This window comes from Asticcacaulis sp. (genome assembly GCA_024707255.1).
Lineage (GTDB): Bacteria > Pseudomonadota > Alphaproteobacteria > Caulobacterales > Caulobacteraceae > Asticcacaulis.
On the sequence record JANQAC010000001.1, the window covers coordinates 1,040,695 to 1,063,502 of the forward strand.

A 22,808-nucleotide genomic window follows, 5' to 3' on the forward strand; every position below is an offset into this window, starting at 1 on the left:
TGCTTTTCACCCCCCTCACCCTGATGGCCGGCATGTGGCAGGCGGAGCGACGAAAGGCGCGCCCGACATGATCATTCACCTTGTCTGGGTCTGGCTCGGCACTATTCTGCTGGTCGGCGGCTGCATCTGGGCGCTGTGGCGTGGCGAGGCGGCGGAGCGCTGGGGTGGTGGCATATTGCTGGCCGCTTTCGGCCTGACCATTGTCGCACAAATTCTCCAACCCAAGGATATCTACGATGGTGTTGGGATTATTACGGTCGATGTCGCCGGACTGATCGCCTATGTCTTGTTATCGCTGTGGTCGAGGCGGATCTGGACGCTGTTCATGGCCGCCTTTCAGCTCAATACCGTGATTTCCCATTTCGCCGTTTACCTGTCCTCGCATGTCGATATGTATACGCAGATTACAGCCGTCGGCCTCTGGGGCGGTTACGCCGTGAGCCTTGCCCTGATCGCCGGGATGTGGGGGGTGGAGCGCGAGCGGCGCCGCTGCCGGAATTAGGTTTACAATACCGCCGAAGCCCCTAAGCTGACCGCCACAATCAAGGGGTTTGACCTGCATGTGTTTTTCCGCACCCGTGAGTTTCGCCGCCAGCGCCTTTGTGGCCGGGGCCGGGGCGCTGGCCCTGCGTGAAACCCGCACCGTAACCGAGCGGCCCTTCGCCAGCGTGCCGCTTCTGTTTGCCATGCAGCAATTCGTCGAGGGTGTTCTGTGGCTCCTGCTGCCGCAGATCGGCACCGGCGGCGCGTCGCACCTGCTGGTCCAGGTTTATGCCTTCTTTATCGGCGTCATCTGGCCGATGGTCATTCCGCTCGGCATATTACTGATCGAGCCTGACCGCCTGCGCAAACGCCTGATGATGGGCGTATTGGCTATCGGTATCATGGTGGCGATCGGCACCTTTATCATCATCCTGCGTTATGGGGTCAATCTGGCGGTCGTCAACCACTGCCTCGTCTACTCCAATCCCTTCGGCGGCGGGCTGCTGGTGCGTTCGGCCTATGTCATCGCCACCTGCGCCGCTTACTTTGTGTCGTCGCATCGCAGCGTGCGCTGGATCGGCGTCGCCATGCTGGGCGGCTTTGGTGTCGCCTACAGTTTCTATCACCTGAACTGGCCGTCGGTGTGGTGCTTCTTCGCGGCCCTGGTCAGTGCGCTGATCTACTACCACTTCCGGCGCGTGCGGATCACGGCAGCGGCAGCGGCGGTGGCGGCTCAATAGTCGAGCTTGGGATACCAGTCTTCACCACGGCCTTCCGGTGTGCAGTCGAGCACATTCCACAGCGGCGACATGTCCGGTGCGCCACGCGGGTCCTGGCCGGGATCGGCGGTCTGGCCGGTCATCTCGCCCGACCAGAAATGACGGATCGTGCCGTCGCGCCGGGTGAAAAAATTGAAGGCCGGAATCTCCGAGCCATCGGGCAGGACACCGAAATAGTCGCGCGAATAAGCGTCGTTCAGGTCGCTGTAGAGCCGCAGATGCTTCCAGCCGCGCGCCTTCTTCCAGGCCGTCAGTTTCTCGATCGGCGAACGTGCGACGACGACCAGCGAGATACGCTGCGCAAAATCCTCGGCATTGGCATCAAGCGGGCCGAGCAAGTTGGTACACATTGGGCAGGGTTTTTCGCGCTGCGGGCCGAACATGTAGGAGTAAATGGCCAAGGTCTGTTTTTCGCCGAACAGGCCGGCAAAATCGACGGCGCCATCCTCTCCCATGAACATGTAATCGCCCTCGACCGGCCCACCCGGCGGCAGGGCGCGGCGCTGGGCGGCGACACGTTCGAGATGACGGCGCAACTCTATCTCCTCAGCCAGCAAGGCGGTGCGGGCGGCACGGTATTCGGCGCTTTCATTGCGGATACGGACGGGGTTCTCGCGCGCCAGTTCGGCGGCGGGGATAAGCGTGTCGGTCACGGCGGTGCCTCCTTTTTGGAACAACTCTACGCCGCCCGGTGTCCGGATATGGCAGCAGTCCGCGACCGAAATGGCGCTTGCCAGCACCATTTTCATATGACAAATTTCACCGATAACTGCCCGTTGCGCCGGTGAAATCGCGCCAACCGAGAAGCGGCCATTTCCAGGAGAAGATACGCATGTCAGGTCATTCGCACCGCCTTGTAGCGGCCATATCCGCTGTCTGTTTGATGGCCATGCCAGCAATGGCGCAGACGGGGGCGCAGGATAAATATCCGTTCCAGAACCCGGACCTCCCAACTGAACAGCGCATCGACAATATCCTGTCGCTGATGACCATCGATGAGAAGATCGACGTTCTCGGCACCCAGACCGGTGTGCCACGCCTCGGTATTGCCAATATCGGCAGTTCCGAAGGCATTCACGGCGTCGTCCAGCGCGGCGGCGGCAAGCGCAACCTGACGCCGATCCCCACCACCCAGTTTCCGCAACCGCCCGGCATGGGCGAGACCTGGGACCCGGAAATTGTGCGCAAGGCCGCCGGCGTCGAGGGCTACGAGGCGCGCTATATCTCCCAGACACCGAAATACGACCGCCAGATTCTGATGCTGTGGGGACCGCAATCCGACTTGGCGCGCGATCCGCGCTGGGGCCGCAGCGAGGAGGTCTATGGCGAAGACCCGTTTTTCAACGGCACCATGGCGACGGCCTTCGTGAAGGGGCTTCAAGGTGATGATCCGAAATACTGGCAGTCCGCCGCCCTGCTGAAGCACTTCCTAGCCAACAGCAATGAAAACGGCCGCGGCGGTTCGTCGTCCGATTTCGACGAGCGGCTATTCTGGGAATATTATTCCATGCCCTTTCGCATGGCTTTCGAGGACGGCGGCGCCAAGGCGGTCATGGCCTCTTACAATGCCTGGAACGGCATACCCATGACGATCCATCCGATCCTCGACAGCCTCCTCACCAAACAGTGGGGCGTCGAGGTGCTGTCATCGGATGGCGGCGCGGTGACCAATCTGGTCAAATGGCACAAGACCTTTCCCAATCAGAAGGACGCCGTGGTGGCCAGCGTCAAGGCCGGCATCAACCAGTTCCTCGATACCTATAAGGACGAGGTCCATGCGGCGCTGGCCGACGGGTCGCTGACCACGGCGGATATCGATTATGCCGTCCGGCGCAAGATGCGGATTGCCATCAAGCTCGGCCTGCTCGATCCGCCGGAGCTGGTGCCCTGGTTGAAAATCCATGACGGGGTTGAGCCGTGGAATACCGACCAGAGCCGCAATGTGTCGAAACAGATCGCGCTGGAATCCCTGGTGCTGCTGAAGAACGAAAAGGGCACGCTGCCGCTGCAAAAATCCGGATTGAAATCGGTAGCGGTGATCGGGCCGCTGGCCGACAGCGTGCATTGGGACTGGTACGGCGGCCTGCCACCCTATACCACAACACCACTGGCGGGTATCAAGGCGGCGCTGGGACCGGAAGCTTCAGTGATCTACGCCGCCGACGATACCGATGGCAAGGCGGTGGCCGCCGCAAAAGCAGCCGATGTCGCCATTGTGGTGGTCGGCAATGACCCGACCTGCGGACCGAACATGGCGCATGACTGGAACGACGCCGGCACCAACCCCTGCGCCGATCCGGGCGATGGCCGCGAGGGCCGCGACCGCGAGACCCTCACCCTGGCGCAGGAAGACCTGGTGAAGGCTGTTTATGCCGCCAATCCGAAGATAATCATGGTGCTGGTTTCCAGCTTTCCTTACACCATCAACTGGTCGCAGGCGCATGTGCCGGCCATCCTGCACATGACGCATTCATCGCAGGACGAAGGCATGGCTTTGGCACAGGTCATTTTCGGCGATTACAATCCCGGCGGCCATCTGGTGACCACCTGGCCGGCGTCTATGGATCAGTTGCCGCCGATGATGGACTATAATATCCGCCATGGCCGCACCTATATGTACGCTAAGGCTAAGCCGCTTTATCCCTTCGGTTACGGCCTGAGCTACACCACCTTCCGCTATACCAAACTGAAAACGAGTGCGCCGCAGATCAATAAGGATGGCGAGATCACGGTCAGTGTCGATGTCAGCAATACGGGCAAGGTGGCCGGCGATACGGTCGTCCAGCTCTATGTCGGTTACCCGAATTCTAAGGTCGAGCGGCCAGCGAAAGAACTGGAAGGCTTCAAGCGCGTCCATCTGGCGGTTGGCGAGACTAAGACCGTGACGATACCGCTGAAGGCGTCGCAACTGGCCTACTGGAATGTCGATACCAAAGCCTTCACGGTCGAGGCCGCGCCGGTCAGTCTGATGGTTGGTGAGTCTTCGGCGGATATCAAACTCACCCAGTCACTTTCGGTCCGGTAGGGCTTGCCAAAGCCGCCGGAATTTCGATACTGCGGCGGCAATCATTGGAGACGCGCATGAAAAGACGGGGATTTATTGGCACCGGACTGGCATTTATGGCCACAGCGATCGCCGCCTGCTCGAAAAAGCCGGAAAAACCCGCCGCTCCGGTCGCTGAAAAGCCAAAGGCGCCGCCCGCCCCACCACCGAAGCCGGAGACCGTCACCGTGCGCCTGACCACTACCAAGGGTGATATCGAGATTCTGCTGGAAGCGAAGAAGGCGCCGCTGACCACCGCTAATTTCCTGCACTATCTCGACGCCGGCAAGATCGTCGGCGCCAATTTCTGGCGCGCCGCCCATGCCGGTCCCAGCGGCTTTATCCAGGCCAGTATCCAGGGACCGACCTTTCCGCCGATCGCCCATGAATCGACCAGGATGACCGGCCTTTCGCATACCAGCGGCGCCATCTCGATGTCGCGCTTCGCCCCCGGCACCGCGACCGGCGATTTCATCCTGTGCGTCGGCGACAATACCTTCCTCGATGCCGGCAAATCCGGTTCCGACGACAAGCTGGGCTATGCCGCTTTCGGCCATGTCACCAAGGGCATGGACGTGGTCAAGGCCATCCTCAAGGGCAGGATCGACAGCCACACGCGCGAGGGCGGCTGGGCCGGCCAGATGCTGGCCGCACCGATCGAAATCACTGGCGCGGAACGCATCGGCGAAACCTTTGCGGACAGTTCAGAGTCCGCCTCGGCTTCGGCCTAGATCGACCTTATCGCCGCGCACTTACGGACTCCAAGAAATGGCAAGGCGATGAAGACCCTGGTCAGGATGTATTTCGGCTCGCACCTCTATGGTACGGAAACGCCGGAATCGGATATCGATATCAAGGCGGTTTATCTGCCTTCGGCGGAAGATATTCTTCTGCAGCACGTACGTGCCGCGATTAATGCAACGCCGTCCAAAAGACCCGGCGAGAAGAACGCGCCAGGCGATGTCGATTTCGAAGCCTACAGCCCGCAGAAGTTCCTTTCCCTGCTGGCAGAGGGGCAGACTGTGGCGTTGGATATGCTGTTTGCTCCGGATAGCGCCTTGCTGGAGCCGCCGCATCCGGTCTGGCGCGATATTCAGGCCCTGGCACCACGCCTTTTCAGCCGCAGGACAACCGCTTTTGTCAGTTACTGCCGTCAGCAGGCCCGCAAGTTCGGCATCAAGGGCGCCCGCCTGGCCGCCGTGCGCCTGGCGCTGGAGGGACTGAGCGCCATCGAGCGGCGCTATGGTTCGCTGAACCGATTGAGCGTGGCGCGCTCCGAACTGGTTGCCCTGGCCGCAAAAGACAAACTGTTGCAGATTGTCGAATTGCCCAATGCAGATGGATCAAGCGCCACCTATTTCGATATCGCTGGCAAGAAGGCGATCTTCTCGGCCTCCATCAAACAAGCGCGCGGCATGGTCGAAAACCTGTTCAACGAATTCGGCGAACGCACCCGCGCCGCCGAAGCACAGGACGGCGTCGACTGGAAGGCCATGTCCCATGCCGTGCGCATTGCCCGGCAGGGGATCGAGTTCCTGCAAACCCAACAACTGGTTTTCCCGCGCCCGGAGGCCGCCCATCTGATGGCAATCCGCAAAGGCCAACTGCCTTACACGCAGGTCGCGGGCGAAATCGAAACCTTGCTGGACGAAATCGAGACCATAGCCGCGCAATCGAACCTGCCCGATGATTACGATCTGGGCCTGATCGACGCCTTCCTGCTCGACCTGCATCGCCGCATTGTGGAGAACCGTATTTGACGGCTTCGTCTGACATTCTGCCTTCCGGCATTCCCTCTGGTGCCCGCGACCATATCGCCGGGCGACTGGCTGATCTGGCGGCTGGCGAAGAGATGCACCTGATGATCGCCATCGAATCCGGAAGCCGCGCCTGGGGCTTTCCTTCGACCGACAGCGATTATGACGTGCGCTTTATCTATGTCCGGCCACGCAGCGCCTATTTGTCAGTCCGCGACCTGCGGGACGTGATTGAAACGCCATTGGTCGACGATCCGGCCCTGGGTGTGCCTTTCGACCTCAATGGCTGGGACGTGCGAAAAGCTTTGCGATTGGCCCTGGGCTCCAATCCGGTGCTGCACGAATGGCTGGTTTCCCCCATCCGTTATGCCGGCGGTGAGATCGCCGACTTGCGCGCCTTCGTGGCAGCGAACGCTGATCCAGCTGTCTATCAGTACCACTATGATCGCCAGTGCCGTGCCGCATGGAACGACATGGAGACCGAGCCTGCGAAGGCAACAATCAAGCGTTACTGCTATGCCCTCAGGCCTGCCCTGATGCGACTATGGCTAAAGCGCCGCGACGACCTGCCGCCGATGGACGTACATAATCTGTGTAATGGCCTGGACCTGTCACAGGAAGCCGTCAACGCAATGGCCGCCCTTTTCGCTCATAAGCGCGACGGTGGCGAAGGCGACACTGTCAGGCACAGTCCGGCGCTCGATGACCTGATCCGTGAGGCGCTGACGGACAAGCCTCCGCGCCCCGCAAAGTGCTATGTCGATCCACGGCAATTGCGTGAGGCGGACGACCTGTTCGCCAGCTTTCTAAGATAGGCCAAGCTTCTTTAAATAGGCTCGTCGATGGACCTGGCAAGGGGTGTGAACAGCTTCGGGCCGGTTTCGGTCATGTGCCAGCAATCCTCCAGGCGGATGCCGAATTCGCCGGAGATATAGAGCCCCGGCTCATCCGAGAAGCACATGCCGTCGGCCAGCGGCGTCAGGTCGCTGTGTACGAGGTAGGGAGACTCGTGGCCGTCCATGCCGATGCCGTGGCCAGTGCGGTGAGGCAGCCCCGGCAGGCGGTAGCCCGGTCCCCAGCCTGCCTTTTCGTAAAAGGCGCGCACCGCGTCATCTATACTACCCACCGGGACACCGATCCGCGCGGTTTCCAGCGCAATTTCCTGTCCGCGCCTGACCGTTTCCCACACCTGACGCTGTTTGGCCGAGGGCGCGCCATAGACCCAGCTTCGGGAAATATCCGACTCGTAGCCATGCACGCTGCACCCGCAATCCATCAGGATCACCGAGCCTTCACGCACGGTCTGTTTCTGTTTCGAGCCGTGCGGATAGGCGCTGGCCTCATTGAGCAGCACCATCGAAAATTCGGGGGCACCGCCGAGCGCTACGGTTGCCTGGTCCATCAGGGCGGAAATATCGTGGCCCGACATGCCGGGCTGGATGGCGGCATGGACCTGGCGCAAGGCCGTGATGGTGATGTCATTGGCCACCTGCATCAGGGCCAGTTCGGCGGGTGATTTGATCTGGCGGCAGGCATTGACCAGTCCCTGACCGGAGATCAGTTCGTAAGCCGGTCCCTGCGCCTTCAGGGCATCGACGATGAAGAAGCGCACATCGGGTTCGATGGCAATACGACCGGACGAGACGCCCCGGTCGTTCAGCGCCTGAACGATCAGGGCTTCCGGGTTTTCATGTTCGTTCCACGGCCGGACATCGGCCTCGATCTGCATGGTTTCGCGGATGCTCGGTTCCTCGAAGGCCGGGGTGACGATAATGGCCGCACCTTTCGCCGGCAAGACCGCCGCCGTGATCCGTTCCGAGGTCCACCACTGGACGCCTGTGAAATAATCGAGCGTCGAGCCGGATTCGACCAGCAGGGCGGCAATGCCCTGCGCCTGCATTAGCCCTTGCAGTTTGTTGATGCGCGCCAGCCGTTCGGCAGCGTCGATCGGTCTCGCATTTGCCGCCAGGGATATGGGGGCTGTTTCTGCCATGGCGGGTCCGGCTATGCCCGCGGCCATAAGCCCCGTCAGGAAAACGCGTTTCGAGATCATATATCCCCCAATGTGGCTTGCCGCGCGTTCGATGCCAGCGGCTTATTGAGAGACGCTAGCACGACCGGCAGCGGGCGCAAATCCCGTTACATCGCCTGACAGGCGAGTTTTTTCGATTGACGCGCGCCCGTTAACCGGTGTTAAGAGATTATAAATCCGGCGATCGTAAAAGTTAAAATGTCATAAGTTGTGGAGACGCGTGCATGTCTTTGACTGAAAAACTGCTGATGCCGAAGAAGCTGATGATCGCGGGCCTGGTGATGATCGCCACCCTGATCCTGTGCATCGGCCTGCAATATTATTTCGATATCCAGACCGTGAAGCTGGTCAAATCCGTCTTCTATTATCTGGTGCTCGACTATATCTGGGCCTCGATCCGCCGCGAATTTTTCCCGGACCGTTCCTGAGATTAACGCCCTTTCTGAAATTAAAAACGCTTCCCCGCCGCCGCAGGGAAGCGTTTTTCGTTGCTTAGGCCGCCACAGACAAGCTGGAAGCCGAGGCCGAGGCCATCGATTTGAGGCTGCCGGAACTGTAAGCCTCGATCGCGCTTTGCAGTTCCTTGAGCAGGCTGGCGATATCCGTCGCGGGGTCAGTACTGCTGAAAGTGCTTGCGGCCGAAGTGGTCGCTGTCGCATCGCCCATGCCGCCGGGCGGTGGCCCCGGTGGCGGACCGCCAGCCCCCTGAGGGCCACCTTGCGGACCATTGGCCTGCATCTGCTCATCGAAGGCCGACTTTTCAGATGAGGTCACCGAGCCGTCACCATTCGTATCCATCGAGGCGAACATCTGATCGGCGCGGGTGGTATCCGTGCTGCCGGTCTTCGACGTGTCGAAGGCTTCCATTTCAGTCTTGCTGATCGCGCCATCGCCATCGCTGTCCATATCGGACAGGGAGGGCGGGCCATTTTCCCCGCCGTGGCCATGACCACCCTGATGGCCTTCAGCCCCTGGCTTTGCAGCAGGGCGCCCATAAGCTGATCGGACATCTGGCTGAGGAAGTAGCTTAAGTCTTCGCTGACACTGGTGGTCGAAGATGCAGAGGTTGTCGAACTGGTCGAGGACGACGCCGCACTGCTGCCAGAAGCACTGGAGGTGCTTGAGGTCGAAGACGCGGAGGACGTTTGGGACGCCAGTCTGGCCTGCATCTGGGATAATAGCTGGCTGAGGGATGCCCCCGCCGTGCTGCCTATCTGCATGTTAATCTCCTGAAAATACCGGAGGAAGAAATCCGGCAAGTTCATAAGAGAAAATATTCAAGTTAACAGGATATTATTTTAATCCATATTTCAATATTGCAACAAAAATACCAAATTCATGACTTGAAATATACAGCAATTCACTCTGAATATATCACGATAAACATACATGCAAGCAAAATTTACTGTAGGCAAAAACGCATCGGCAAGCTTTTCCCTGCAGCAAAGCCCACTTGCCTATCCAACTCATGGCGGTTAATCTAAAAAACGGCCTAAAATTGACCACAAAAAGCCCCTAACCGATCGTTCAGCCCTCCATTCCTTGACAGTGATATCGCCATGCGCCCTTACCGCTTCCTTTTTACGCTTCTCATCGCCGGCGCGGGCCTCGGCACCGCAGCGAACGCGCAGGACTATTTCGGCGTCGGCATGAGCCTGAACGTCTTCTTCTCGCCTTCGGGCCAGCCCTTCCGCGCACCGGCGGGCCAGCCCTATCCGGTAACGAAATGGTTTGAGCAGGCCGATACGGACAAGGACGGCAAGATCAGCCACGATGAATTCCTCAATGATGCCGCCGCCTTCTTCAACAAGCTCGACACCAATCACGACGGCTATATCAACAGCCCGGAAAACAGCGCCTACGAGAATGACGTGGCTCCGGAAATCACGCGCACCGATCCGCGCATCAAACAGCCCAAAAACTATGTTGCCCAGGCGGATGACTCCGGCGAGAACACGGACCCGACCGCCGGGCGCTATCAGAAGCAGATCGTGGGCGCCTCGCAATATGGCATGATCGATGAGCCGCAGCCGATCCGCGCCGCCGACAGCAATCTCGATTTCCGTGTCAAGACCGATGAATGGCTCAACGCGACGAACCAGCGCTTTTCCATTCTCGACAGCAACCAGGACGGCTTTATCACCCCGGACGAACTGCTGAAGACGCCGGCCCAGTTTGCCAGCGAGATGCCGGCGCCGGACGGTAAAAAGGGCAAGGGCGCCAAGAAAAAACGTTTCATGGGAAACTGATTTTTCGACAAATCCGTCCGCATAACCGCGGCGATACAGTTAAATTCGCCCCCGAATATGCACCAGTCAGGATATTTTATCTCGCCTTGCCCGGAGTTTCGTGGTACGCCGCGCGCTTCATTTTTATCTGAGGCAGGGACAAAGTGTCCAAATCGGTTCGCAAATTGGGATTATTTGGTCTGGGGGCGTTCGGCCGCCTGATCGTCAAGCACCTTTCCCCCTATTTCGACATCTATGCCTGCGACCCCGGCCCGGCGGCCCGCGCCTTCGCCCGGCGTCATAATGTCACACTGGTCGACCTGCCAGTGGCCGCGGCCTGCGACATCGTGGTTCTGGCCACACCGATCCGCACGCTTGAAGCCCTAGCCAAATCTATCGCGCCCTATGTAAAGCCTTACGGGCTGGTGATCGATGTCGGCTCGGTCAAGATCAAGCCGGCCAAATGGCTGGTCGACGCCCTGCCCGCCACGGTTTCGATCCTCTGTACCCATCCGTTGTTCGGCCCGCAATCGGCGCGCAAGGGCATTCATGACCTGGAAATCGTCCTGTGCCCGGTGCGCGTGCGTCATATGGACGCCCTGGTGCGCTTTTTCAGCCAGACGCTCGACCTCAAGGTCTCCATCGCCACGCCGGAACAGCACGACAAGGCGCTGGCGGCCGTGCAGGGCCTGACCCATCTGATCGCCAAGGTCCTGAGTGGCCTGGAGCCTCTGCCGACCGTCCACACCACCCGCTCCTACGATCTGATGATGCAGGGCGTTGGCCTGGTTTCGGGCGATTCCGACGAGTTGTTCCTGTCGATCGAGCGCGACAATCCGTTTGCCGCCGAAATCCGCAAGCGCTTCTTCAGCGAGATCGACGCCCTGCGCAACCGGCTGGAAGCCCACGACAGCGGCAAGTAGGCGCCTGTCCGCGAGAGCAATCAGGTGCCGGCGGCTTTTTCAACCGCAGCCGCCGCCACCTCTTCCAGCGACCGCTTCGGTTTGACCGGCGCTTCCGGCTTGCGGATGCCGAACATCTTGCGGAAGACATCGCGGCGTTCATGAACGCTGGCCAGGACCAGCCCCATCGGCACGCCCAGATCGATCAGGGTGTTTTCCGCCAGTTGCAGCGACGCCTCGATCGTTTCCGGCACGGCATCGGTGGCCCCCATCTGATAGAGACGCTGGGCATGGGCGGCATCACGCGCGCGGGCAATGATATGGACATCGGCGCGCATGGCCCGCACCGCCTTGACCACCTCGTCGGTAAAGGCCGGATTGGAGGCCGTGACCACTACGGCGCGGGCGCGCTCGATGCCTAAGCTATGCAGGAATTCCGCCGCCGAGGCATCGCCGTACCAGGCTTCGATATGCTGCGCGCGGGCGCGCTGCGTGACCTGCGGATTGATATCGATCACCATGTAGTCAATATTGTGCAGCTTCAGCATGTCGGTGACCAGCTCGCCGACGCGGCCGAAACCCACCACAATGACCTTGGCGGCCTCGCTCACGATTTCCGGCGCCACGCTCGTGGGCGCTTCGCCGTTTTTCGCCAGCTTTTTCGACAGGCGGGCCGCACCGGCGGCAAGGAAGGGAATGCAAAACAGCGAGATGATCGAGGCCAGGATGACCGTCTGGCCAAATTCGGCATTCAGCACCTTGTGGCCGATCGCCTGATCGATGATGACGAAGGCAAATTCACCCGCCGGCCCCAGCACCGCCGCCGTCTCGATGGCGCTGCGGTTATTGAGGCCGAACAGGCGCGCCACCGGATAGATGACCGCCATCTTCAGGGCGATCAGTGCCGCCGCCAGCCCGAAGACCAGCATCGGCTGGCTGATGACGGCGGCCACTTCGAGACGCGCGCCGACGGTCACGAAGAACAGGCCCAACAGCAGCCCCTTGAAGGGCTCGACCATGTTTTCGATCTCGCGGCGGTATTCGGTTTCGGCCAGCAGCACGCCGGCGACGAAGGCGCCCAGCCCCATGCTGAGGCCGGCCATGACCGATATCTGCCCCGCCACCAGCACGCACAGCAGGCAGGCGGCCATGAACAGTTCGCGCGACCGCGAAAAGGCGACGGAGTTGAACAGCGGCCGCAGCAGCCAGCGGCCGCCGATGACCAGTATGCCGATACCGATCAGGGCCGGGATCAGGGCCAGCAGGCCGGAAAGACTGCGGCCGTCCCCCGCCGCGCCGCCGGCCAGCATGACCACGGTGATCAGGATCGGGGCAACGGCGATATCCTGGGCCAGCAGAACGGCGAAGACGCTGCGGCCGGAGGCGGTCTTGAGCGCCTTGCGATCGGCGAGGACGGGAATGACGACGGCGGTGGACGACAGGGCCAGCGCCATGCCGAGCGCGACCGACGACACGAAGCTGCGTCCGATCAGCAGGAACAGGCCGGTCAGGGCCAGGGCGCATAGGACCACCTGGAGTGCACCAAGCCCGAAGACCAGGCGGCGCATCGATTTCAGGCGCTCGAAGGTCAGTTCCAGACCGATAGAGAACAACAGAAAGACGACGCCTAGTTCGGCAAGCTGGTGGACGGTATGCGAACGCATGACGCTGAAGGCATCAAGTACCGGCCAGGCCGTAGCCAGACGCCCCATGACATCGGGCCCCAGCAGCACGCCGATCAGCAGGAACCCCAGGACGCTGGAGACCTTGTAGCGCTGGAAGATGGGCACGACGACCGCGGAAGCCAGAAGAAAGACGATAATGAAGATGTAATAGCCTTGCGCGTCGGCATTCAGCACCGGCGCAAGGGTTTCTTTCGCAATTGCGGACATCTGACTCGCAGCCGATGCGTTCATCTTCGGGATACCTATCCTCTTTAGGGGTGTGCTCTGACTATAAGGGGAGGGTCGCTTGAATTGTAACCCCCGCAGCGCACGTTTTCGTGAAACATGACGGAAAATTCATGTTGGCTGCGTTCATAAAAGCGCTAAGGTGCAGATAGTATCTTTTTTAATCAATGGACACGACGGCCGAGACCGCCGGTCCTCAGAGCGAACCTTTCGCTCTAAGTTTTTGTTTTGTCGCGCAATATTTCCGAAAAGTGGTGGCCACTTTATCGGATTGCGCTTTAGGGGTGCCTCCACATGAAACTGCTGAAAATTCTTGCCGGCTCGACAGCTCTCACAGCTTTTGCGTTTGGCCTTGCGCCGGCTCACGCCGCCGAGTGCTTCGACGCCTATTGCCATATGCAGAGCCTGGAAAGCGTCGACGCCCTGCTGGCTGCCGACACCTCCACCGGCAGCGACGATGCCGCGCCCAATACGGTGGCGAAAAAATACGGCGCCTGGGGCATCGATATTTCCGGCATGGACACCTCGGTCAAGCCGGGCGACAGCTTCTTCGATTATGTCAACGGCACGGCGGTGAAGGAAATGGTCATCCCGGCCGACCGCACCTCCTATGGCAGCTTCCTGGCCCTGCGGGAACTCTCCGAAAACCGCATGAAGGTGCTGGTAACCGGCCTCGCCTCGCAGACCGGCCTGACTGGCGACGACGCCAGGATCGCCAACCTCTACAACGCCATGATGGACGAGGCGACGATCCAGAAGCTGGATGTCGCGCCGCTGGCCCCGGCCCTGACCGCCATCCGCAACATCAAGACCAAGCCGCAGATGGCCGCCTATATGGGCAAGACCAGTGCCGAGTTCGGCTCCAGCTTCTTCGGCGCTTATATCGATGGCGACGCCAAGAACCCGCAGATGAACGTACTCTATCTCGGCCAGTCGGGCCTGGGCCTGCCGGACCGCGACTACTACCTCAAGGACAGCTTCGCCGACAAGAAGACCAAGTACGAAGCCTATGTGACGAAGATGCTGACTATGGTCGGCTATCCGAACGCCGCTCAGGCCGCCAAGGACATCGTGGCGATGGAAACGAAGATCGCCGAGGTGAGCTGGACCCGCATCGATCGCCGCGACGACACCAAGACCTATAACCCGATGTCGCCGGCCGAACTGGCGAAATACGCCCCCGCCTTTGAATGGAAAGCCTATTTTGAGGGCGCCGACCTGACCAAGGCGAAGAAGATCATCGTCAGTGAAAACACCGCCTTCCCGAAAATCGCCCAGATCTATGCCGATACCCCGCTGGAAACCCTGAAAGCCTGGCAGACCTTCCGCACGGTCGATCAGGCCGCGCCGTATCTTTCCGAACGTTTTGCCACCGCCCAATGGGAATTCCGCTCGCGTGACCTCTCCGGCGCCCAGGCCCAGCGCGAACGCTGGAAGCGCGCCATCAGCGTCACCGACGGCGCGCTCGGTGAAGCCATAGGCCGCGCCTATGTGGCGCAATATTTCCCGGCCGACTCCAAGACCAAGATGGAAGGGCTGGTCGCCGACCTGCGCGCCGCGCTCAAGATCCGCATCGAGAACCTGACCTGGATGAGTGCGCCCACCAAGGAAAAGGCGCTGGAAAAACTCTCCAAGTTCGGCGTCAAGATCGCCTATCCGGACAAGTGGCGCGACTATTCCGCCCTCGATATCAAGCCGGGCGATCTTTACGGCAATGTCGAGCGGTCATCGGCCTTTGAATGGGCCTGGAACGTCGCCAAGATCGACAAGCCGGTCGATCCGCTCGAATGGGGCATGACGCCGCAGACCGTCAATGCCTACTATTCGCCGACGCGCAACGAGATCGTCTTCCCCGCCGCCATCCTGCAACCGCCCTTCTTCGATCCGAACGCCGATATGGCGGTTAATTACGGCGGTATCGGCGGCGTCATCGGTCACGAAATCACCCACGGCTTCGACGACCAGGGCCGCAACTATGACGGCGACGGCTTCCTCAAGAGCTGGTGGACCGACGAGGACTCGGCCAAGTTCAACGCCCAGGCCAAGAAATACGGCGAGCAATATGACGCCTTCGAGCCCCTGCCCGGCGTCCACGTCGAGGGCGGCCTGACCATGGGCGAGAACATCGCCGACCTCGGCGGCAACCTGCTCGGTCTCGACGCCTACCGCATCTCGCTGCATGGCGCCGAAGCGCCTGTGCTGGACGGCTTCACCGGCGACCAGCGCGTCTTCATGGGCTTCGCCCAGGTCTGGCGCTCGAAGTACCGTGACGACGCCGTCAAGCAGCAGGTCGCCACCGATCCGCACTCGCCAGCCGTCTTCCGCGTCATCGGTCCGGTGCGCAATATCGACGACTGGTACAAGGCGTTCAATGTCCAGCCGGGCGAGAAATACTACCTGGCGCCGGAAGACCGCGTCCGCATCTGGTAACCAGGGTCACAGACCCTGGACCCGGAATCGTGATGGTGGATGTGCTTCTCCTCCCCATTTCCTAAATGGGGAGGAGTCGAGCAAGCGCAGCCGTCAGGCGAAGCGCGTCGAGACGGAGGGGCGCCTTGCTTCATTTAATGTAAAGCCCGCCTCGAAAGAGGCGGGCTTTACTGTTGCGATGGGATTTCTTGCTTACTCCCCACATAACAAAAAAACGTCGCGCTCACCCCTGCTTAACACCCCTGTGATAACACCGTTTCCAAATTCATCCGTCTTAAGGCGGTCATACAGGGGCAGACATCATGGCAAACGGCTTGGCGCTGATTATCGAGGACAGCCAGACTCAGGCGCAGATCATCGGGCGTATGCTCGAAGATGAAGACTGGACCTATGTGCTGGCCAAGACCCTGGAAGATGCCGAACATGTCATACAACACCAGCACCCGACCCTGTTGTGTGTCGACGTTTTTCTGGGTGAGGAAAACACCCTGCCGCATCTTGGGCGTCTGCGCGATATGGCGCTGGAGGCAACCATCGCCGTCATGACGGCCGGTGACCGCCGCGAAGCCATCGAGGAAACGCTCAATGCGGCCCGCAAGGCCAAGGTCGATTACATCCTGCGTAAACCTTTCTTCCGCAATCAGGTGCGCGCCATCGTCAAATCGGCCGAACAGGATCAGGCCGAAGGCCGGCACCGCCTGCACGCGCTCGTCATCGATGACAGCCAGACCCTGGGCATCATGACCGGCCAGATGCTGAGTGACGCCGGCTACCGTGTCAGTGTCGTCAAATCGATGGAAGAAGCCCTCGATAATGTCGATATCGCCCACGTCGACCTCGTGCTGTCGGATATCTTCATGCCAGGCATGGGCGGACTGGCCGGCATCAAGATCATCAAGACGACTTGGCCGTGGGTGAAGATCCTCGCCATGTCGGCCGGATTGAACACCCGCATTTCGCCCGAACGCGCCGTTTCGGCTGCGGTCAAGGCGGGCGCCGATGCGGAAATCTGCAAGCCCTTCAAAGCAGCCCAGCTTGTGCATCTGACGCTGGAAATGATGGCCACATCACCTGCGCCCCGCAGCGAGAGGCTGGCTTAAAAAACCTTATACCTCCCCATTTTAATGGGGAGGGGGACCGCGCCTGCAAGGCGTGGTGGTGGGGTTTCTTGCTTACTTAATAGTATCGCGGGTGGTTAGTCAGAAAGAAGAATCCCCACCACCAACGCGCAAAGGGCGCGTCGGTCCCCCTCCCCGGCAAAGCCGGGGAGGTATAAAACCGCTAAGATTTCTTCCGGTTCACAAAACGAACAAGTGCCATAACTATTCCAGTAATCGTCAGGATGCTGCCGATCCCGACAGATACGGGCATGACCGTCATGCCGAACAACGCACCCGCGTTATCGCTTTCATACTCAAAGAAATACCACGTAAGCCATATGCTGCCTCCAATCAGCAGCAAGCCGAGCATAATTAAACTGATTGGCAAAGCTACACGCATTACCGACATCCCGCCCGGATCAGCCATTCGATCTCATCCGCCAGTTTCTGCGGCGGCACGGCGATCAGGCGTTCTTCCAGCCCGATATAGACCACCCCGTGCACCGCCGAAAACAGCGTGCGGGCGCGGATGGTCAGGGCCTCCGGCGGCGCATCCGGCAGGATCACCGATAGCGGCGCCCCGACATGACGGAACAGGCCGAGCTGCGCCTCAACCGCCCATTCCGGCAGCGGCGTCGTGATCCGAACCTCGAACATCATCCGCCACAGGGGCAAATTCTCTCTGGCAAAGCGGAAATAGGTCAGCGCCACCGCTACCAGGCGATCGAGCGCCTCGTCGCGCGTCGTCATCGGCAGGTGCGCCGTCTCACGTTCGAACAGGGCGTCCAGCCGCCCTTGCGTGCGCACGGTGATGCGCAGCAGCAGGTCGTCCATATCCTGCACGATATTATAAAGCCCGCCCAGCGCCACGCCGATATCGGCCGCCAGATCGCGCGCTTTCAGCGTATGCGCCCCCGTATCGCAGATGCGTTTTTCCGCGCCGGCCAGCAGGGCTTCGAGCTGGGCCTGGCGGCGATCGGCGGTGCTTGTGGATATAGGTTTGGCGGATACAGGTTTGGCGGGCATGAACGGCTCACTGAAAATTTTTGAACAAAGTTCATTTTATTGTTGAACGCCGTTCAAATTCACGCTACATAACAATTGTGAACGGCGTTCATATCATGGTTCGCCCCCGTGAGAAAGCGCTGTTTCACACGCACTCTACGCCTCTGGGAGGGGCCGGATGTTTCATCATCCGGAAATGAGGGGGATTTGAGTGACGCGTACCGGGCGGCGGTGGGATAGCGCCGCCGCCCGGCTTCGGCTCCGCCGGTGGGGTTCGCCGGACTTATTTAGGGATTTCGAGAGATGAAACGCCTGATCTTCGCCGTCACCGCCGCGACCCTGCTGACCCTGGCCCTGTGGGTCGCCTTCCAGGCCGCCAGTCCGAATATGCGCGGTTTCGCCTATGCCGACCGTGACTGGAACCGCGACCTGGCCCTGGCCGGCAATGACCTGCCGGTGCTGTTGAAATATAATCCGACCGATGGTGCCAGCTATGCCGGCCAGGTGCGCACCTCGATGAAGCTGACGAGCGTGCAGCCTTAGGCAAACCCCCCACCACCACTGCCTAAGAAGGGGCGCGCGCCCCCCAGTAAACTGGGGAGGTATGTAAGAGTATCGATCCGCCTTAAGGCGCAGAAGCCACACCCGATAGCGGATCGTCACCGGACACTCCCCCGCCAGGGATTATCCTTGCCAGAGCCTGTGGATAGGGCTAGTCTTTAGTCTTAATCTTTGATTAAGCGGAGGGGTGCCGTGTTCGGGCTTAGGTTCAAGGTATTGATACTGGCGGGCGCCGTAAGCGCCATATCCCTGCCCTGCGCCGCGCAGGAAATTGTCGCCGCCGCCCCGTCCAACCAGTACGCCCTCGCCGCCGGCGATGTGGCGGTCAGTGCCGTGGCCCAGCTCAATGACGCCGCAGAAACCGCCCACGTCCAAGAAAAAATAGATCTTTACAAGCAGTTGATGGAACTGAATGGCGTGGCGCGCAATGTGCGCGAGGTCATTAACGCCACCAAGACCGCCACCCGCCTGATCGTCATCGACCGCGCCGGCCTGACCACGCTGACGCCGGAGCAGGACGCGCGCTACAACCAGATAGCCGACAAGATCCTGCTCGAAACGCAGAACAGCCTGATCGAAAACATCGCCGAAGCCCAGGCCCCGGCCTTCAGCTCGGATGAAATCCAGCAGCTTATCACCGCGAATTCGTCGATCGCCGCCGCTAAATACAATGCCGCCAAGTTCATGCAGCAGGATGCATCGGCCAGCGAGGTCCAGACCTACATGGTCGAGGCGGTGATCAAGATCATCAAGACCTTTACGGAATCGCAGGCAAGCTAGGTCACGGCGGCCAATAACAGAGAACTTTTTGGGGGTAGGGTTTGGCGTCGGTATCTTTTAAACGGTTAAGCATCAGTGTGTTTGCCTTGCTCGCCATGCCGGCATTATCCGCGCACGCGCAGACGGCCCTGACCGTCAATCAATCGACGCAGTTTCAAGCCTATCTCAACCAGGGCATAGGCCAGCCAGCGCGCACACCGAGCGATACCCAGGACGAGATCAACCGCGCTGTCATGCAGACGATGAACAGCCTGACGCCTGAGCAACTGGCCAGAATCCACCGCGGCCCCGGTCAACCCGGTCCGCAAGAAGGTGGAGCTTGTCCGTGACGCCGCCGACGCCGGCGTGACCGACGAAACGGCGCCCATAAAGAAAGCCAAAACCAGGGGAATGCTGGCCATTCTCGATCTCGGGGCGCCGGATGCGGGCACGCCCAGCATCGCCTATGGCCTGGCCACCGGTCAGGGCGCGGCGCCGGTTGTGCCGGCATCGGCCAATTTCGACCATGAAACCGCCGCCGCTGTGCTGGCGGCCTTCAAGGCGCCGGCTGGTCAGACACCGAACCCGACCGCCGAAAGCGCGGCAAGCTTCGCCGCCGCACCCGTGCTCGATCCCGCCCTGGAGGAACGCGTCGACCTGGCCCGCGCCGTCTACCGCATCGACGGCACGGATGCGCTGGTGCGCCACTTCATCGCCACCCAGCACATGAAGCTGATCATCGGCGAGGTCGCCAACCATATCGACTTCTCCAAGCTGTCGGACAGCGACAAGTATCGTCTGGCCGCCATCGCTGCCGTGGCCCAGACCGAGCTTGAGGAAAAGGTCATCCGAATGAATGCCCTGGTCCAGGCGCAGACCCTGACGAAGCCGGAACTGCTGCAACTGCTGGCCGCCTACGACAACGACGCCCAGCGCAAGCTGACCGATATGCGCCTGCATGATGACGGCAAGGTCGATCGCGCCGCCGAACTGGATATCCGCCTGGCGCAGTTCCAGATCGTCAAGGACTTCGAGGCGACACATTAAAGCCATACCTTGCGGCACGCCTGAAAACGGCTAAGAATAATGTCTTGACCGTTTGAGAGACTCCGCATGAAACGCCTGACCGCCATCGCCGCCGCCTGTATTGCCCTGTCCACGCCGGCCTTGTTCACCTCGGTAATGGCCCAGACCGTCTATACCGGTGACAAGGTCGATGGCGCGGCGGTGATCGACAAACTGGATGTGGCGGACATGCCCTCCGGCCAGGTGACGAAACTATATTTCCGCGTGACGGATACGTCCATCGGTCAGGGCTGGTATGTGCCGGTGATCGTGGTCAAAGGCGCGAAGCCGGGCCCGAAACTTCTGATCACCGCCGGCATTCATGGTGATGAGTTGAACGGCATTTCCGTTTTGCAGCACCTGGTGCAATCGATCGATCCCAAGACACTTTCAGGCACACTGGTCGCCGTGCCCGGCCTGAATACCCCCGGCCTGCTGCATTCGACGCGCGGCTTCACCGCCGACGAGATCGGTACCAATGGCGACAACCTCAACCGCGCCATGCCGGGCAATACCGAAGGCGGCCCCTCATCGCGCTATGCCGGCCGGCTGTGGCACCAGATCTTCATCGGCAATGCCGATTTCGCCATCGACCTGCACACCCAGTCGCGCGGCGGCGCCTATCCCGGCTATGTTTTTGCCCAGACCGGCGCCGCGCGCCAGATTGCCGACCTCCTGCGGCCCGATGTCATCGGCATGGATGCCGGCGTGGAGGGCACGGTCGAGAACATGCTTAATCCGGCTGGCATCCCGGCAGTGACCTATGAACTGGGCGGTCCGGAAACCTTCAATGACGCCATGATCATCCGCGCCATGCGCGGCGTCCGCAATGTCATGATCGGCAAGGGGATGCTTGAGGGTAAACCAGATCTCAGCGATGCTGCGCCCTTCGTCGGCAATGTCGTCACCGATATCGACAGTCCGCGCGGCGGCTGGACCACGGTGAAGGTGAAGCTGAAGGATGATGTGAAAAAGGGCGATGTGGTGGCCACGGTCAGCAATCCCTTCGGCGAAACCATCGCCACCATCACCGCACCGTCTGACGGCCATGTGCTTTCCATAGCCACCGATCCACGCACCGAACCCGGCGACATGGTCGTGCGCCTGATCGCCTGGTCGGACCAGGGTGTCTGCGCCCAGACCGGCTGCCCGGATACGGCCCCGATGGTCAAGAGCCAGTAAGTGGACGCAGCGACCGCGGACTCAGTCTGGCAGCAGACGACACAAGCGATCGGGCGCTATGATTTTGCTGAAGCCAACAAACGGCTGACGGAAGCGCTAAGCCAGCTTGACGGCTCTGCGCGCATCCCGTTTCTGGCCCAGCAGGGCCGCGTGCTGGGACCGATGGGCCGCCAGGCGGAGGCAGTGGAGGCTGTTCGAGAGGCCGTGGACCTGCTGGAAACACCCGGCACCGAAGGCGATGCCGCCACTTGGCACAGACTCGGCCTGACGCTTTGCAATGCCCGGCGAGAGGCCGAAGCCCTGCCCCTTCTGAAACGCGCCACGGACTTGACTCCAGACTCCGGCCCTTACTGGAAAACGCGCGGCGAGACAGAAGACTTCCTGGGCCTGACCGATGAGGCTGAACGCAGCTATGACGTAGCCGCCCGGACAGGCAACTGGGCGGCGCATCTGGCCCTGGCGCGGCTGAAACGCTGGACTAGGGAGCATAACCACATCGATCGCCTGCTCGCAGCTCCTGCGCAAACCGCACTGCATCAAGCCTGCCGGGGCTATGCCCTTTTCAAGGAATATGACGATATCGACGACCGCGCGAATGCCTGGCGCTGGCTGCAAAAAGGCGCGACCGCCGCGCGCAGCCAACCAGCCACACCGAACCGCCCGCCATGGTCGGCGGCGGCTGAAAGCACTACGACGGACGCCTGGATAACCGCTTTTCCGCCTGAACGTTTCGCCCACGTGCCAGCCATCAGGCGGAACGCGCCACGCCGCATCTTTATCATTGGCCTGCCGCGTTCCGGCACAACCTTGGTCGAACGCATCCTGGGCGCCCACAGCCAGGTACAGGCGTTGGGCGAGTTGCCAACCTTCCCGGCCGCCGTCAAGACCTGTTCCGGTTCGCAGACGCCGGCCTTGCTCGATGCCGAGGCCATTGTTGCCGCCGCCCGGATCGATCCGCAGGCCTTCGCCGATTTTTATGAGCGGGAAACCGTCTGGCGTCATGACGGCTCCCCTTATGTCACCGACAAGCTGCCGCATAATTCGGACTATGCCGGCCTGATCCGGCTGGCCTTTCCTGATGCAGTGATCATCCACGTCCGCCGTGCACCGATGGATGCGCTTTTCGGCGCTTACAAACTCTATTTCGCCGCCGGCTGGTCGTTCGATCAGGCCGATCTCGCCGAACATTATCGCAATTACAGCAATCTGATGGCGCACTGGAAAACCTGCCTGGGTGACGGCCTGATCGATGTCTCGCTTGAAGCCCTGATCCGTGATCCCGATACGGAAATCCGACGGCTACTCGATGCCTGCGGTCTGCCTTTTGAGACCGACTGTCTCCGTCCGCACACCGCAAAAGGCGCGGTGGCGTCGGCCAGTTCTAGCCAGGTACGCAAGCCGATCAACAGCCAAGGAATCGGCGCATGGCGGCGGTATATAGCCGAACTGGCGCCGCTGCGTGCGCGGCTTGAGGTCATGCGATTTGTCGATTCCCATGCCGACACTTTGTCCTGAAAAAGTCACTGGCAAATTGTGATCACAATATGTAGTCTCCGCTAAACCTGATTGCCG

Annotated in this window: 24 protein-coding genes; 18 read left to right on the top strand and 6 right to left on the bottom strand. The window is 60.6% G+C overall.

Annotated features, from left to right (window positions below):
* Nucleotides 1-67 precede the first annotated feature (67 nt).
* On the top strand, nt 68-502 hold the full coding sequence (locus NVV72_05020; protein MCR6658722.1) for a hypothetical protein: 435 nt from the start codon (nt 68-70) through the stop codon (nt 500-502).
* 58 nt (nt 503-560) lie between these two features.
* Entirely contained in the window at nt 561-1,223 is a 663-nt protein-coding gene (locus NVV72_05025) for a hypothetical protein (GenBank protein MCR6658723.1), read from the top strand.
* Here the strand turns inward: NVV72_05025 and NVV72_05030 are convergent.
* Complete coding sequence (locus NVV72_05030) at nt 1,217-1,915, bottom strand: DUF899 domain-containing protein (protein MCR6658724.1); 699 nt, start codon at nt 1,913-1,915, stop codon at nt 1,217-1,219. The two genes, NVV72_05025 and NVV72_05030, sit on opposite strands and share 7 nt — an antisense overlap.
* A 179-nt stretch (nt 1,916-2,094) precedes the next feature.
* Between NVV72_05030 and NVV72_05035 the strand changes: the two genes are divergently transcribed.
* From NVV72_05035 to NVV72_05050, 4 genes are read left to right on the top strand one after another with little or no spacing between them, the layout of a single operon-like run.
* On the top strand, nt 2,095-4,287 hold the full coding sequence (locus NVV72_05035; protein MCR6658725.1) for a glycoside hydrolase family 3 C-terminal domain-containing protein: 2,193 nt from the start codon (nt 2,095-2,097) through the stop codon (nt 4,285-4,287).
* A gap of 56 nt (nt 4,288-4,343) precedes the next feature.
* Nucleotides 4,344-5,036, top strand: a complete 693-nt coding sequence (locus NVV72_05040; GenBank protein MCR6658726.1) for a peptidylprolyl isomerase — start codon at nt 4,344-4,346, stop codon at nt 5,034-5,036.
* Nucleotides 5,037-5,045: 9 nt separating this feature from the next.
* Nucleotides 5,046-6,065, top strand: a complete 1,020-nt coding sequence (locus NVV72_05045; protein MCR6658727.1) for a nucleotidyltransferase domain-containing protein — start codon at nt 5,046-5,048, stop codon at nt 6,063-6,065.
* On the top strand, nt 6,062-6,877 hold the full coding sequence (locus NVV72_05050; protein MCR6658728.1) for a nucleotidyltransferase domain-containing protein: 816 nt from the start codon (nt 6,062-6,064) through the stop codon (nt 6,875-6,877). Before NVV72_05045 ends, NVV72_05050 begins: the two co-directional genes overlap by 4 nt.
* An 11-nt stretch (nt 6,878-6,888) precedes the next feature.
* On the opposite strand, the gene NVV72_05055 is transcribed toward NVV72_05050, so the two are convergent.
* Complete coding sequence (locus tag NVV72_05055) at nt 6,889-8,115, bottom strand: Xaa-Pro peptidase family protein (protein ID MCR6658729.1); 1,227 nt, start codon at nt 8,113-8,115, stop codon at nt 6,889-6,891.
* Nucleotides 8,116-8,318: 203 nt separating this feature from the next.
* On the opposite strand from NVV72_05055, the gene NVV72_05060 reads away from it, so the two are divergent.
* The gene (locus tag NVV72_05060; protein MCR6658730.1) at nt 8,319-8,522 is read left to right on the top strand and encodes a hypothetical protein; all 204 of its coding nucleotides are present in this window, start codon (nt 8,319-8,321) and stop codon (nt 8,520-8,522) included.
* Between the two features lie 64 nt (nt 8,523-8,586).
* Here NVV72_05060 and NVV72_05065 read toward each other — a convergent pair whose 3' ends face one another.
* Entirely contained in the window at nt 8,587-9,009 is a 423-nt protein-coding gene (locus tag NVV72_05065) for an EF-hand domain-containing protein (protein MCR6658731.1), read from the bottom strand.
* A 132-nt stretch (nt 9,010-9,141) separates the two neighbouring features.
* Here NVV72_05065 and NVV72_05070 point away from each other — a divergent pair, with 132 nt between their 5' ends.
* From NVV72_05070 to NVV72_05080, 3 genes are all read left to right on the top strand, one after another.
* Nucleotides 9,142-9,327 (top strand): hypothetical protein, encoded by a 186-nt coding sequence (locus tag NVV72_05070; GenBank protein ID MCR6658732.1) that lies wholly within the window; start codon nt 9,142-9,144, stop codon nt 9,325-9,327.
* A gap of 326 nt (nt 9,328-9,653) precedes the next feature.
* Nucleotides 9,654-10,343, top strand: coding sequence for an EF-hand domain-containing protein (locus NVV72_05075; protein ID MCR6658733.1), 690 nt, complete (start codon nt 9,654-9,656; stop codon nt 10,341-10,343).
* 143 nt (nt 10,344-10,486) lie between these two features.
* Nucleotides 10,487-11,245 carry a prephenate dehydrogenase/arogenate dehydrogenase family protein gene (locus NVV72_05080; GenBank protein ID MCR6658734.1) on the top strand — a complete coding sequence of 253 codons (759 nt, stop codon included), beginning with the start codon at nt 10,487-10,489 and terminating at the stop codon, nt 11,243-11,245.
* A gap of 20 nt (nt 11,246-11,265) precedes the next feature.
* Here NVV72_05080 and NVV72_05085 read toward each other — a convergent pair whose 3' ends face one another.
* Nucleotides 11,266-13,116 (bottom strand): cation:proton antiporter, encoded by a 1,851-nt coding sequence (locus NVV72_05085; protein MCR6658735.1) that lies wholly within the window; start codon nt 13,114-13,116, stop codon nt 11,266-11,268.
* Between the two features lie 312 nt (nt 13,117-13,428).
* On the opposite strand from NVV72_05085, the gene NVV72_05090 reads away from it, so the two are divergent.
* Nucleotides 13,429-15,564, top strand: a complete 2,136-nt coding sequence (locus NVV72_05090) for a peptidase M13 (GenBank protein MCR6658736.1) — start codon at nt 13,429-13,431, stop codon at nt 15,562-15,564.
* A gap of 302 nt (nt 15,565-15,866) precedes the next feature.
* Entirely contained in the window at nt 15,867-16,664 is a 798-nt protein-coding gene (locus NVV72_05095) for a response regulator (protein ID MCR6658737.1), read from the top strand.
* A 181-nt stretch (nt 16,665-16,845) separates the two neighbouring features.
* On the opposite strand, the gene NVV72_05100 is transcribed toward NVV72_05095, so the two are convergent.
* Together NVV72_05100 and NVV72_05105 are read right to left on the bottom strand one after the other, a co-directional pair.
* Nucleotides 16,846-17,091 carry a hypothetical protein gene (locus tag NVV72_05100; protein MCR6658738.1) on the bottom strand — a complete coding sequence of 82 codons (246 nt, stop codon included), beginning with the start codon at nt 17,089-17,091 and terminating at the stop codon, nt 16,846-16,848.
* Entirely contained in the window at nt 17,064-17,690 is a 627-nt protein-coding gene (locus tag NVV72_05105; protein ID MCR6658739.1) for a WHG domain-containing protein, read from the bottom strand. The genes NVV72_05100 and NVV72_05105 overlap by 28 nt, the downstream gene beginning before the upstream one ends.
* A gap of 282 nt (nt 17,691-17,972) precedes the next feature.
* Between NVV72_05105 and NVV72_05110 the strand changes: the two genes are divergently transcribed.
* The 6 genes from NVV72_05110 to NVV72_05135 all read left to right on the top strand — a co-directional run bounded on the left by NVV72_05110 (nt 17,973) and on the right by NVV72_05135 (nt 22,751).
* Entirely contained in the window at nt 17,973-18,212 is a 240-nt protein-coding gene (locus tag NVV72_05110; GenBank protein ID MCR6658740.1) for a hypothetical protein, read from the top strand.
* A 210-nt stretch (nt 18,213-18,422) separates the two neighbouring features.
* The gene (locus NVV72_05115) at nt 18,423-19,010 is read left to right on the top strand and encodes a hypothetical protein (GenBank protein MCR6658741.1); all 588 of its coding nucleotides are present in this window, start codon (nt 18,423-18,425) and stop codon (nt 19,008-19,010) included.
* A 77-nt stretch (nt 19,011-19,087) separates the two neighbouring features.
* Nucleotides 19,088-19,339, top strand: coding sequence for a hypothetical protein (locus tag NVV72_05120; protein MCR6658742.1), 252 nt, complete (start codon nt 19,088-19,090; stop codon nt 19,337-19,339).
* A complete protein-coding gene (locus tag NVV72_05125; GenBank protein ID MCR6658743.1) occupies nt 19,323-20,036 on the top strand; it encodes a hypothetical protein in 714 nt (237 codons plus the stop codon). Before NVV72_05120 ends, NVV72_05125 begins: the two co-directional genes overlap by 17 nt.
* A gap of 66 nt (nt 20,037-20,102) precedes the next feature.
* The gene (locus NVV72_05130; protein ID MCR6658744.1) at nt 20,103-21,236 is read left to right on the top strand and encodes a succinylglutamate desuccinylase/aspartoacylase family protein; all 1,134 of its coding nucleotides are present in this window, start codon (nt 20,103-20,105) and stop codon (nt 21,234-21,236) included.
* Nucleotides 21,237-22,751 carry a sulfotransferase gene (locus NVV72_05135; GenBank protein MCR6658745.1) on the top strand — a complete coding sequence of 505 codons (1,515 nt, stop codon included), beginning with the start codon at nt 21,237-21,239 and terminating at the stop codon, nt 22,749-22,751.
* Nucleotides 22,752-22,808 lie beyond the last annotated feature (57 nt).